Annotated in this window: 12 protein-coding genes; 7 read left to right on the forward strand and 5 right to left on the reverse strand. The window is 68.2% G+C overall.

Features of this window, described 5'->3' with window-relative positions; translation table 11 throughout:
* The 5 genes from IPN02_17515 to IPN02_17535 all read left to right on the forward strand — a co-directional run.
* Window positions 1-1,115: glycosyltransferase family 4 protein (locus tag IPN02_17515; GenBank protein MBK9298584.1), on the forward strand; the 1,115-nt coding region annotated here is incomplete at its 5' end.
* Between the two features lie 60 nt (window positions 1,116-1,175).
* Window positions 1,176-2,237 (forward strand): hypothetical protein, encoded by a 1,062-nt coding sequence (locus tag IPN02_17520; protein ID MBK9298585.1) that lies wholly within the window; start codon window positions 1,176-1,178, stop codon window positions 2,235-2,237.
* A gap of 62 nt (window positions 2,238-2,299) precedes the next feature.
* On the forward strand, window positions 2,300-3,178 hold the full coding sequence (locus IPN02_17525; protein ID MBK9298586.1) for a hypothetical protein: 879 nt from the start codon (window positions 2,300-2,302) through the stop codon (window positions 3,176-3,178).
* Between the two features lie 10 nt (window positions 3,179-3,188).
* A complete protein-coding gene (locus tag IPN02_17530) occupies window positions 3,189-4,205 on the forward strand; it encodes an NDP-sugar synthase (GenBank protein ID MBK9298587.1) in 1,017 nt (338 codons plus the stop codon).
* 134 nt (window positions 4,206-4,339) lie between these two features.
* The gene (locus IPN02_17535) at window positions 4,340-4,762 is read left to right on the forward strand and encodes a hypothetical protein (GenBank protein ID MBK9298588.1); all 423 of its coding nucleotides are present in this window, start codon (window positions 4,340-4,342) and stop codon (window positions 4,760-4,762) included.
* A gap of 24 nt (window positions 4,763-4,786) precedes the next feature.
* On the opposite strand, the gene IPN02_17540 is transcribed toward IPN02_17535, so the two are convergent.
* A complete protein-coding gene (locus tag IPN02_17540; GenBank protein MBK9298589.1) occupies window positions 4,787-5,794 on the reverse strand; it encodes an SDR family NAD(P)-dependent oxidoreductase in 1,008 nt (335 codons plus the stop codon).
* A gap of 100 nt (window positions 5,795-5,894) precedes the next feature.
* Here IPN02_17540 and IPN02_17545 point away from each other — a divergent pair, with 100 nt between their 5' ends.
* Window positions 5,895-7,331, forward strand: a complete 1,437-nt coding sequence (locus IPN02_17545; protein ID MBK9298590.1) for a carotenoid oxygenase family protein — start codon at window positions 5,895-5,897, stop codon at window positions 7,329-7,331.
* Window positions 7,332-7,341: 10 nt separating this feature from the next.
* Here IPN02_17545 and cofE read toward each other — a convergent pair whose 3' ends face one another.
* Genes cofE through gmd form a run of 3 tightly spaced genes read right to left on the reverse strand, consistent with a single transcriptional unit; the run spans window position 7,342 to window position 10,017 of the window.
* Complete coding sequence (cofE, locus tag IPN02_17550; protein MBK9298591.1) at window positions 7,342-8,100, reverse strand: coenzyme F420-0:L-glutamate ligase; 759 nt, start codon at window positions 8,098-8,100, stop codon at window positions 7,342-7,344.
* Window positions 8,076-9,011, reverse strand: coding sequence for a 2-phospho-L-lactate transferase (locus tag IPN02_17555; protein MBK9298592.1), 936 nt, complete (start codon window positions 9,009-9,011; stop codon window positions 8,076-8,078). Before IPN02_17555 ends, cofE begins: the two co-directional genes overlap by 25 nt.
* Before the next feature lie 25 nt (window positions 9,012-9,036).
* Window positions 9,037-10,017 carry a GDP-mannose 4,6-dehydratase gene (gene gmd, locus IPN02_17560; GenBank protein ID MBK9298593.1) on the reverse strand — a complete coding sequence of 327 codons (981 nt, stop codon included), beginning with the start codon at window positions 10,015-10,017 and terminating at the stop codon, window positions 9,037-9,039.
* Window positions 10,018-10,266: 249 nt separating this feature from the next.
* Between gmd and IPN02_17565 the strand changes: the two genes are divergently transcribed.
* A complete protein-coding gene (locus tag IPN02_17565) occupies window positions 10,267-10,755 on the forward strand; it encodes a helix-turn-helix domain-containing protein (protein MBK9298594.1) in 489 nt (162 codons plus the stop codon).
* A gap of 157 nt (window positions 10,756-10,912) precedes the next feature.
* Here IPN02_17565 and IPN02_17570 read toward each other — a convergent pair whose 3' ends face one another.
* On the reverse strand, window positions 10,913-11,821 hold the full coding sequence (locus IPN02_17570) for a GDP-mannose 4,6-dehydratase (protein MBK9298595.1): 909 nt from the start codon (window positions 11,819-11,821) through the stop codon (window positions 10,913-10,915).
* Between the last annotated feature and the right edge of the window lie 100 nt (window positions 11,822-11,921).

The raw sequence follows: 11,921 nt of genomic DNA on the forward strand, positions 1-11,921 counted from the left end.
TGCCCTGGTACCGCGGCCACCGGGTCGAGGACGGTTGGGGCGGCAAGCTGGTGCGCACCGAGGCGACCGAGTGGGGCGCGATCAGCCGCCTGCACCCGTTCCCGACCGAAAAGTCGAACATTCCTGCTCGCGCCCTGGCCTTCGGTGGGTTCACTGCCCTGGTCACGCTGCGAAGCCTGGCGATCCGCCACCGTCCCGACGCCGTCCTGGCCATGTCACCGCCGCTGCCGCTGGGCTTCCCCGGCGCGCTGGTGGGGGCGGTGCGACGCATCCCGTTCGTGTTCAACATCCAGGACGTCTTCCCCGACGTCGCCGTCGAGATCGGGGCGATCACCAACCCGACGGTCATCAAGGTTGCGTCGCTGGCCGAGCGGTTCCTGTACCGACGGGCGGATGCGGTCACCGTGCTGTCGGAGGACCTCCGACGCAACGTCGCCGACAAGCTGGGGCCCGGCGGCGACGAAAAGGTGGAGGTGATCCCCAACTTCGTCGACACCCAACGGGTGCAGCCATCGGGTACCGACGTCGCCTACCGGCGCGAGTTCGGTCTGGGCGACCGCACGGTGGTCACCTATGCCGGCAACGTCGGGTTGTCCCAGCCGGTCGAGCTGCTGGTCGAGGTGGCCCGGCGCATGGTCGAGCGGCGCGACGTCGTCTTCGTCGTCAACGGCGGTGGCTCCTCCCTCGAGTCGGTGCAACGTGCGGCCGCCGGCCTGGACAACGTGGTGTTTGTCCCCATGCAACCGCGAGAGCGGCTCTCCGAGGTGCTGGCGGCGGCGGACATCCACACGATCCTCCTGCGCCACGGCCTGGCCCGGTCCTCGGTGCCCTCCAAGATGTACTCGATCCTGGCAGCGGGCCGCCCGGTCGTCGCCTCCGTCGATCCCGACACCGAGGTCACCCGGGTGCTCGATCAGGCCGGGGCCGGCGTCTCGGTGGCGCCCGGCGCCGTCGACGAGCTGCACCAGGCGATCGTCGGCCTGGTCGACGACCCTGCCCGCCGGGCGACGATGGGGGCGTCCGGGCGCAGCTGGGTGGAGCGTTGGCTCTCGCCCGCCGCGGTCGCCGAGGCCTACGAGGAGCTGTTCGAGCGGCTGATCACTCAACACAACTGACCCTTGTATAGGAAGGCTTCTGGCAGTACATTGTCGCCAAGCCTGAACCGGGGGGTTCTCATGGGCGATTCGATCGTAGTTCAGGTGGCGGTTGGGTTGGCGCTGATATTCTTGGTGCTAGCAACATTGGCTTCGGCGCTGACCGAATTGATGTCCAAGGTTTTCAGGGTGCGTGCTAAGACGCTCTGGAAGTCGCTGGCTGGGTTGCTTAATCCGCCAGCCGTAAAGACCTATGGTCCCCCCGAAGGGACATCCACCGACTTCGGGCTCGCTGCCGGCCTCAAGATGGTCACAAACGACCCTCGGCCGACTGGTGCTCAGGGTGGGAATCATACAATCACTACCGATTTGGCGATGACGCCCTCCGTCCGAGCGTTCGATCCGACGGCCGATCCAAAGAAACCCACACAGGTGGCCCAATTGCCGCCGCGCGTCTTTGCTGCAGCCTTGTTGGAGTTGGCCGAAATCAAGGGTGAGTCCGGAAGCGTCGCAGCTCGCATCAGGAAGTTAACCACGGAGTACGGTGATGCACCGTTGGCCCAGTACCTAGCGACTATTGCAGCAGGAGTGGGCGACGACGTCGACCGCTTCGTCGACCAAGTGGGCGGATGGTTTGACGCTCAAATGACCCGCCTAACCGCCGTATATAAGCGCTGGGCAACACTCATCCTCTTTGTCATCGGTCTCGTGGTGGCGTTAGGCCTAAATGCCGACGCTATCGAGATGGGCATCGCTCTGAAGGAAAACACCCAGACTCGTACCGCCCTGGCCCTTGTGGCTGACAGCGTCGCTGGTAGCGATGTTTCAGCAATGTGCACCCGCCCTGCCGAGCCTGCCGAGCCTGCCGAGACATCCGGAACATCCTCCGACGGGGACAGTGGCACAGCGGACTACATCGACCTGCGTTGTGCTAGCCAAGCAGTAGGAAAGTTGGAACAGCTACGCATTCCAATCCTGGGCAACTGGTCGTGGCAGCGCTGGTTGGACAGTTGGACTGAAGGCGGTTTGCTCGGGGGTGTTACCCATGGTGCAGGGCTTTTGATTACTGCGATGGCTTTGGCTATGGGAGCGCCATTCTGGTTTGACTTGCTCGGCCTACTTACGGGGAAACGTCGCCAGTAGCGGGTCGTCTTGGGATGGGCGCTAGTGGATCGACCTCCTGGGAGTAGTAGCGTGTCCGGCTCATGGACTCTCAGCGCTCCCTCAAAAAGATTCAGCGCGTCCAGCGGGCCGGGGTCACCCGGGCTGCGGGACAACGGCGCCCCGTGGGCTTCACGTTGCTGTTGGTCGTCATCGTCATCGTCGGCCTGGTCCTCACCGCGTTCGCTCGATCGGCCTACCGAGACGTCTCGGGCGCCGCTCCGCGTATGGCGTCGGACACGGCCGAAGGCGACCGCTATCGAAATGCCTTCGGGATCTACCTGTGCGACCGCTTTATCGAACCGTTGGCCGACGTCAAGACCGACACCACCGGGATCCACTCCCACGACGATGGTCTGATCCACATCCACCCCTCGCAGCCGAGCTCGGCGGGGTCGGGAGCGGTGATCGGCAAGTTCTTTGATGCGGTCGGCCTCGAGGCGACGCCGGACGTGGTCGTGCTCCCCGAGGGCGCAGACGCGAAGGAAAAGACCTGGACGAGCGGCACGACCACCTGCAAGGTGGGTGACGGCAAGGACGCGAAGAAGGAAAAGGGCCAGTGGGTGCTGTTGGAGTACCCGGCCCAGGCCGGTCCCGATACCGAGCCAATCGTGCACACCGACGACTTTGGTGAGCTCCCGGTGCGCACCGACGGTCAAGCCTGGACGCTCGCCTTTCTCCCCGAGAAGCAGATCGACAACGTGGCGGAGAAGCGCAAGGGCGACCTGTTGCCCCCCAGCATCGAAGCCCTGAAGAACCCCGACAACGAACAGGAGCCTGGCCAGGGAGACCTCCCGGCCAATCCTGGCGAGAACATCCCCACCGATGTCACCGTTCCGGCGGGCGACGATCCTGCACCCACGACCGGGGAAACGGCACCCACGACCGACGCCACCGCGCCGGTCACCACGGCTGCGGGCTGATCGGGCCGCCATGCGAGCGATCGTCCTGGTTGGAGGTTTCGGCACTCGCCTGCGCCCCCTCACCCTGACCCTGCCCAAGCAGATGCTGCCGGTGGCCCACACCACCATGCTCGAGCGCGTGGTCGGCGGCCTGTCGGAAGCGGGTGTGACCGAGGTGGTGCTGTCGCTCGGGTACCGGCCCGACACCTTCGTCGAGGCGTATCCGTACGGGTCCTGTGCCGGCGTCACGCTGCACTATGCGGTGGAGCCTGAGCCGCTCGACACGGCGGGTGCCATCCGCTTTGCGGCGCTGGAGGCCGGGCTGGACGAGCGCTTCCTCGTCGTCAACGGCGACGTCCTGACCGATCTGGATGTGGGCGCCCTCTGGGACCATCACGAGCGCTGTGGGGCCGAGGCGACGATCGCCCTGACGCCGGTCGAGGATCCGTCCCGTTTCGGCGTCGTGCCGACCCGGGACGACCATTCGGTGATCGACTTCGTCGAGAAGCCCGACCCCGGCACAGCGCCGACCAATTACATCAATGCCGGCACCTACGTGATGGAGCCCTCGGTGATCGGGCGCATCGCCGATGGCCGCCGGGTGTCGGTCGAGCGGGAGGTGTTCCCGGCCCTCGCCGGTGACCGCACCCTCTACGCCCTGCGCAGCGACGCCTACTGGCTCGATGCGGGTACACCCGAGACCCTGTTGCAGGCCAACCTCGACGTGCTCGCCGGCAAGCGGGCCTTCGGCAGTGATGCGGTGCACCCGTCGGCCCGCGTGCACCCCGATGCGGTCGTCGTCGACTCGATGATCGGCGCCGAGTCGGTCGTGGAGGCCGGCGCACGGGTCGAACGCTCGGTCGTGTTCGCCGGCTCGAGCATCGGCGCCAACGCCACGGTGACCATGTCGCTCATCGGTGGCACCGCCACGATCTCCGAAGGCGCCACCGTGGCCGACCTGAGCGTGATCGGCTTCGGCGAGAAGGTCGAACCCGGTGCAGTGCTGTTGGGCGACGTTCGGCCGGTGAAGGACGCCTGGCCCGACTGAGGCTCGGCCGACGGTCACCTCCGAGCTGGTCCCCATCTTTGCCAAAACTTGACCCGGCCCTGGGCTTGCGCTGGCACGTTGGGTGTGAGGGTGCATCGACGCCGCAACGAGCGGCGGCCTGAAAGGGACCCCCCATGTCAACACGTACAGCATCCGGAGCATCCGACCTGCGACGAGGGGCGGCCGCGGCCTGCCTCATCGGCGCGGGGTTGCTCCATGGGTTCATTACCCTCGAGTACGTCAATGAAAAGCTGTACATCGGCCTTCTGTTCGGACTGTCGGTGCCACTGTGCATCGGCTTGGCCGCCTACCTGTGGCAGCACGACGACCGCCGCGCCTGGCTCCTCGGTGCAGCCCTCTCGGCCGGCATGATCGTGGGCTTCCTGGTCAGCCGCACGACCGGGCTCCCCGGGTTCAACGAATCGGGAGTGTGGGCGCACTGGACCGAGGGCTTTCCGGCGTTGGCCACCGAAATCGGCTTCCTGGTGGCGGCTGCCCCGGTGCTGATGGCATCCATCGGAGCCGCTCAGGGACACGGCCAGCCGCTCCGGGGGTAGCGGATCGCCTGGCCCGACTGAGGCTCAGCCGACGACGACCGGCGCCCTCAGCTCGGGCACCGGCGGAACGGGGTAGCCCGCCTGGGCCAACAGCCGCTCGGACAGCTGCCAGAGGTGCTCGGCGTGCACGGTGGATCGGGCCCGGCGGCCGACCGTGCCCGGGCGCTTTCGCACCCAATAGGTGCCGCTCGACCGACCGCACAGCACCGACGTGGCGGCGAACACCGGCGTTTCAGCGCCCTGTCCGGCGGTGATCAGCACCCGCTGTTCGATCGGGCGCAGCCACCGTTCCATGCGACTGGACACGTCGCCGTCCATGGCGAACTCGCTGGCGACACTGCCCGGGTGGACTGAGTGAACGACCACCCGGGTCGGGTCGAGCCGGTTGGCCAACGAACGCGTGAAGGCGACGTTGGCCAACTTCGACTCCCCGTAGACACCCAACGCATTCCACAGGCCGATGCGGCGGTGAGCAAGGCGTCCGAAGGGAATGCCGCGGGGAGCCAGGTGGTGGGCCGCAGAGGCGATGTTAATCACCCGGCTCGGGATGGCTCGGCGCATCAGGTAGTCGTCCGGTTCCGGGTCGGCAACACCGCGCAGCCGAGGGAGCAGGCGACGGGTGAGGTAGAAGTGGCCGAGGTGGTTGACCCCGAACATCGTCTCGAACCCCTGGGCGGTCTCGGTGCGTTCGCCCAGGATCAGGCCGGCGTTGTTGATCAACAGGTCGATGGTGCGACCCTCAAGAGAGGTGGCCAGGGCGCTCACCGTCGCCAGGTCGGCCAGGTCGAGCGGCAACATCTCCACCGACTCGTTGCCCGACCTGGCGATGATGTGCTCGAGCGCCCGTTCCCCCTTGGCCCGGTTGCGGACGGCGCCGATCACCGTCGCTCCACGCGTTGCCAACGCCACTGCTGTCTCCAACCCAATGCCGGAGTTGGCGCCGGTGATCAACGCCACGGAGCCGTCCAGACGCTCGGGCGAGGGCGGGTGGTCGATCGCCACGGAGGCCGGGCCGGAGGGGGGAGACACCATGGGGGCACGCTAGATGATCGGCCGTCCCCAACTTCTCGGACGGCTCCACGGGACGCAACACACCGAATGACACGGCCTTTCCCCGGGCGTACCGTGAGGCATGGCCGACACCGTCACAGCCAACTCCCGTCCCAGCGCCCCACTACCGAACCGGTACCTCGAGGGCGCCTATGCGCCGGTCGCCGAGGAGGTGACGCTCACCGACCTGGTCGTCACCGGCACCCTGCCGCCGGAGTTGGACGGGCGCTACCTGCGCAACGGCCCCAACCCGCTCGGGCCGGTCGACCCGGCCACCTACCACTGGTTCACCGGCGACGCGATGGTGCACGGCCTGCGCCTGCGGGACGGTCGGGCCGAGTGGTACCGCAACCGTTGGGTGCGCTCGACCAACGTGAGCGAGGCGTTGGGTGAGCCACCGGCCCCCGGCGAGCGCCACGGCGGCATGGAGACGGCGAATACCAACGTGATCGACCTCGGTGGCCGCACCATGGCCATCGTCGAGGCCGGCGCCCGTCCCGTCGAGCTGAGCGACACCCTCGACACGCTGTGTCACTCCGACCTCGGCGGCAGCCTGCCCCACGGCTACACCGCCCACCCCAAGGTCGACCCGGCGACCGGGCTCCTGCATGCGGTCGGCTACTACTGGGCCCGGCCCAACGTGTTGGAGTACACGGTGATCGAGCCGTCCTCCGGCCGGGTGGTCCACCGGGTCGACGTGCCGGTGCCCGGCAACCCGATGGTCCACGATTGCTCGATCACCGAGGGGCATCTGGTGCTCTACGACTTGCCGGTCACCTTCAACCTCGACGTGGCCGCATCCGGCGCCTCGTTCCCCTACGTGTGGGACGACGCGTACGGCGCGCGGGTGGGGGTGATGCCCCTCGGGGGGCAGCCGGAGGAGGTGCGCTGGTTCGAGGTAGAGCCGTGTTACGTCTTCCATCCAATGTCCGCCGAGGAGCGGCGCCGGGAGGACGGAACACTCGAGATCGTGCTCAACGTGGTGCGCCACCCCTCGATGTTTCGTACCGATCCCCATGGGCCCAACGAGGGAGCGCCCACGCTATGCCGTTGGACGTTGCGCCTCGGCGCCGATGGTCAACCGCTCGGGCCCGTGGCTGAGTCCCAGCTCGACGACCGCCCGGTCGAGTTTCCTCGGGTGGACGAGCGCCGGGTGGGGCGGACGGTCCGCTACGGGCTGGCCAACGTTCTGGCGGTGGGCGACGGCTCCCCAGGTGCGGGTGGCGATATCGGCTGGGGGGATTCCGGCCTGGTCCGATACGACCTGGAACGCGGCGAAGCCCTCGAGATTCCGCTCGGGCCGGACCGGGCGCCCGGCGAGGCGGTGTTCGTGCCCCGCAGCGCCGATGCCGCCGAAGACGACGGCTGGTACCTGATGCTGGTGAGCAACCGGACCGACGGCACCTCCAGCCTGGATGTGGTGAGCGCCGCCGACCCGGCCGGCGGACCGGTCGCCCAGGTGCAGTTGCCGGTGCGCGTGCCGCTCGGCTTCCACGGCAACTGGGTCCCGCTCCGCTGAGGGTTTGGCGTTAGCGGAAAAGGTCCTCGGCGGGGGAGCGGACGAGGTCGGCGACGACGCCCCCGGAGGCGGACAGGTCGGGATCGGCCGGGTCGGTGAGCCAGGCGGGATCAACGCCGCGGACGATCGCTGCGGCGATCCCAGCCGACTTGCCCATCACCAGGTCGGCCGCGGCCGCCACCTCGTCGACCAGTGCCACCTCGGTGACGGCCAGCTCGCGGCCGAGCGCATCGTTGGTGCCGCGCAGGTCGAGGATGGGTCGGATACCCGCCGAGCCGAGGGCTATGTCGGTCACCCCCCGGCGCCACGTCCGCCCGAACGTGTCCGAGATGATCACGCCGCAGGTGACGCCATAGCGGTGCACGAACACGTCGCGTAGGCGGCGGGCCGAACGATCGGGATCCTCGGGCAGGAGGGCGGCGGTTCCAGCTTCCACGTTCGACAGGTCGATGCCTGCGTTGGCGCAGACGAAGCCGTGATGGGTCTCGGAGATCACCAGATCGCCCCGCCGGCGAAGGATGCGCCGCGACTGCCCGGCGACCAGCGCCCGGTGGGCGTTGGGGTCGTTGGCATCGATCGCCACCAGTGCGTTCTCCGCCTTGCTGACCACCTTCTGGGTGACGACAACCACGTCGCCGTCTTCGAAGCCGATCGAGGCCAGCGCAGCGTCGGCGACCAGGGCGCCCAGATCATCGCCGGGCCGAACCTCGGGGATGCCCGAAATCGGCAGCAGCTCCAGGCTGTTCACCTCGGAGCGCCGGCCAGACACACCCGGGCCAGCTCGGCGGCCCGCTCGGGCGTGTCCATGATCGACGGCGCCACCACCGGCGTCATGCCGGCCTGGGCCACCGCACCAGCGAGGTCGGCGTCGACGGTGTCGATGATCAGCGCGCTTGCGAATGGTGCGTACCGCCGAGCGACGCCGACGACCGAGGCCTCCTCGCCGAGGTTGGTCATCAGGCGGGCTGCGGGTCCCTTCAGGGCCGCCCCGCCCACGATGGGCGACACCGCAATCACGGATTCTCGCCTGAGGGACAGTGCCTCGCCGATGCCCGGCACGGCCAGCACCGGACCGACCGAGACGATCGGGTTGGACGGGGCGATCACCACCACAGCGGCGTCCCGCAGGGCGACGGTCGCTTCGGGGGTGGGTCGCGCCTCGATGGCGCCGGAGAAGCGGACGGTCGCCACGTCCACATCGTGTTGCGCTCGAACGAAGTACTCCTGAAAGGTCAGCGTCCCCCCGTCGTGGGTTGTCACCTTGGTGCGGATCGCGTCGTCGCTCACCGGCAGCAGCCGAAGGCCCAAGCCAAACGTGCGGGTGATCTCGGCGGTCACCTCGGTGAGGCGGGCGCCCTCGGCCAGTCGATGGCCACGCCACAGGTGGGTGCCCAGGTCGAGGTCGCCCAGCGCAAACCAGCCGATGTCTGCCCGGCCGTTGGCCTTGGCGTGGCGACGCAGCGACCCGAGCGCAGCCCAGGTCTCCCCGGCCAGACCCCACCCGGTGTCCGGGTTGACCGCACCGGCCAGCGTGTAGGTGATCGTGTCGAGGTCCGGGCACACCAACAGACCGTGGAACTCGGTGTCGTCGGCCACGTTGACGACGGCGGCGATCCTGGCGGGGTCGGTGACCTGCACCATCCCCGCCAGTAGGCGCGCCGCGCCGACGCCACCCGAGATCACGGCGACCGTCGGGGCCGACGGTTCAGGCGAGATGATCGAGCTTCCCCGAGAGCAGCGCCATGTCGGCGTCAACCATCATGTGGACCAGCTGCTCGAAGTCGGTCTTGGGCGTCCAGTCGAGCACCTTGCGGGCCTTGGCCGGATCGCCGACCAGGAGGTCCACCTCGGCGGGCCGGAAAAACTTCTCGTCGACCGTCACGTGGTTCTCCCAGTTGAGCCCGACCCGGTCGAAGGCAACCTGGCAGAACTCCCGCACCGAGTGGGTATCGCCCGTGGAGACCACGTAGTCGTCGGGTTCGTCCTGTTGCAGCATCAGGTACATCGCCTCGACGTAGTCGCCGGCAAAGCCCCAGTCGCGCTTGGCGTCCAGGTTGCCCAGCGCCAGCCCGGTGTCCATGCCCAGCTTGATGCGGGCTGCACCGTGGGTGATCTTGCGGGTGACGAACTCCAGGCCGCGCCTGGGCGACTCGTGGTTGAACAAAATGCCCGAGCAGGCAAACAGGTCGTAGCTCTCGCGGTAGTTCAGGGTGATCCAGTGGCCGTAGACCTTGGCGACGCCATAGGGGGAACGGGGGTGGAACGGGGTGGTCTCCAGCTGGGGCACCTCGTGCACCTTGCCGAACATCTCCGAGCTGGAGGCCTGGTAGAAGCGGACGTCCGGGTCGACGATTCGGATGGCGTCCAGCAAGCGGGTGACGCCGAGGCCGGTCACCTCACCGGTGAGCACCGGCTGGGAGAACGACGTCTGCACGAAGCTCTGTGCAGCCAGGTTGTACACCTCGTGGGGGCGGTAGGTACGCAGCAGTTCGATCAGGCTGGCCTGGTCCAACAGGTCGCCGTTGACCGTGGCGATGCGATCCTGCAGGTGGGCGATGCGCTCGAAGGTCACCGTCGAGCTGCGGCGCACCATGCCGATGACCTCGTAGCCCTCGTCGAGCAGCAGCTCGGCCAGGTACGAGCCGTCCTGGCCGGTGATTCCGGTGATAAGCGCACGCTTGGTCATGGGTGTAGTTGTAGTCCACCCGCTCGGGGGTGTCTGTCTACTCAGTTGACACGCTGGTGGGCGGGGGCCCCAAAGGCGGCAGCCGGCCAGGAACCGCTCCGCTATGTTCCTGGCCGGCTCCACCTTCGGTGCCCCCGCCGGCTCGGCTGGGTCACCTACCCGCCGGTACCTCACCGCCTCCGCTGGTGCCTCTGGCTCCGTTTTGCCGCTCCCCGGCGGCGCCCCTCCGGTCCCTTTTCCAGCGGGTGTATCTTTGCTGCTGTGAGTGAGCCCCCGGACGCGTCGCTTCCCTCCAATCTTGGGGGGCGGATCGCAGCTCTGCGCGGTGACTTGGGGTGGACGCAGACCGAATTGGCCGAACGGGTGGCGATCTCGCGGGTGGCGGTGTCCAACCTCGAATCGGGCCGATCGATCCCCTCGGAGCGCACGGTGGTGTTGCTCGCCGGGGTGTTCGGCACCGAACCCCACCAACTGGTCGCCAACACGAGCTATCCCCACCAGAAGAGCGACCGCCTGCCCCTGGTCGCGGCGCGCCACACCGAGATCGACCTTCAGCTGGCGCTTCTCGACCGGGACCTGGAGTGGCTGGCACGGGTCGAATCGCCCGAACTCACCCGGGAGGTACTGGGTGAGTGGCGTGTTCGCCTGGAGTCGCTGGCCCAGCGGACGCTGGATCGACGCTGCCGGGACCAGCTGGCCGAGGCTCGGCGGCGGGTGGGGCGTCTCGCCGGGTCCTGACGAGCCAGCAACTCGGGAGTGCAGAAGACCGTCAGGGCGCCCGCTGGGCTCCCGAGTTCGCAGCGCACCGGCAACTCGGGAGTGCAGAAGACCGTCAGGGCGCCCGCTGGGCTCCCGAGTTCGTGGTTGTGTAGCGCCGGCCTGGGTGTGGGGGGCCTCAGGCGTCGGCGACGCGTGAGCGGGCGGTGCCCATCAGGTCGGCCAGCGTCTGCGACAGCGGTATCTCGGGCTGCCATCCGGTGGACGCCTCGATCTTGGAGTTGTCGCCCAGCAGCACGGGGATGTCGACCGGACGTTGCAGGTCGGGGTCGGAGGTCAGCCGCACGTCGACCGTGGCCATGGCGATGAAGGAATCGACCAACTCCTGCACCGCCACCGCTGCGCCCGAGCAGATGTTGTAGGCCTCGCCGGGCTGCCCATCGAGTACCAGCAACCGGTAGGCCCGCACCACGTCGCGAACGTCGGTGAAGTCGCGCTTCGGGGTGAGGTTGCCCACCGGGATCTCTCCGCCGCCGTTGATTTCGGCCTGCGCCACGCGTTGTGCCAGTGCCGGAGCGACAAAGCGGGGCGACTGGCCGGGGCCGAGGTGGTTGAACGGGCGGGTCCGAATGACCTCGAGCCCGTAGCCCAGGCCCGCTTGGACCGCCAGGAAGTCGGCGGCGACCTTGGAGGCCGCGTATGGGCTGACCGGTCGCAGCGGGCACTGCTCGGTGATCGGCAGATCATCGGTGTGCACCCGGCCATACACGTCGGCCGACCCGACGACCAGAACCCGTTCGACCCCTGCGTCGCGGCAGCCGAGCAACACGTTGAGCGTGCCTTCGGCGTTAGCCCGAAACGTGGACGCCGGGTGATCCCAGCTGCCACCGACATCGGCATCACCGGCCAGGTGGTACACCGCGTTGGGGCGGAGCTCCGCCATGGCTGCCGTCACGGCGGGGCCGTCGGTGATATCGATGCCCTCGAGCGTGCGGTCCCAACCGATGACCTCGTCGCCGGACGATTCGAGATGGGCGGTGAGGTGGGCGCCGACGAAGCCGCCGGCACCGGTGACGAGCGCCCTCACCGGGGTTGCGGCGCCGGGCCGAAAGCGGAGAAGGTGGGCACAAAGCGAGGCACGGCGACAGCATAGGAGTGCGGGCCCTCCTGCGGTCAGCCAGCGCTTG

Source organism: Candidatus Microthrix subdominans (assembly GCA_016719385.1).
GTDB classification, from domain to species: Bacteria; Actinomycetota; Acidimicrobiia; order Acidimicrobiales; family Microtrichaceae; genus Microthrix; species Microthrix subdominans.

Bases quoted from the DNA above. Each gene is read 5' to 3' on its own strand.
- IPN02_17520 (MBK9298585.1), top strand. From the start codon at position 1,176: ATGGGCGATTCGATCGTAGTTCAGGTGGCGGTTGGGTTGGCGCTGATA.
- IPN02_17525 (MBK9298586.1), top strand. From the start codon at position 2,300: ATGGACTCTCAGCGCTCCCTCAAAAAGATTCAGCGCGTCCAGCGGGCC.
- IPN02_17530 (MBK9298587.1), top strand. From the start codon at position 3,189: ATGCGAGCGATCGTCCTGGTTGGAGGTTTCGGCACTCGCCTGCGCCCC.
- IPN02_17535 (MBK9298588.1), top strand. From the start codon at position 4,340: ATGTCAACACGTACAGCATCCGGAGCATCCGACCTGCGACGAGGGGCG.
- IPN02_17540 (MBK9298589.1), bottom strand. From the start codon at position 5,794: ATGGTGTCTCCCCCCTCCGGCCCGGCCTCCGTGGCGATCGACCACCCG.
- IPN02_17545 (MBK9298590.1), top strand. From the start codon at position 5,895: ATGGCCGACACCGTCACAGCCAACTCCCGTCCCAGCGCCCCACTACCG.
- gmd (MBK9298593.1), bottom strand. From the start codon at position 10,017: ATGACCAAGCGTGCGCTTATCACCGGAATCACCGGCCAGGACGGCTCG.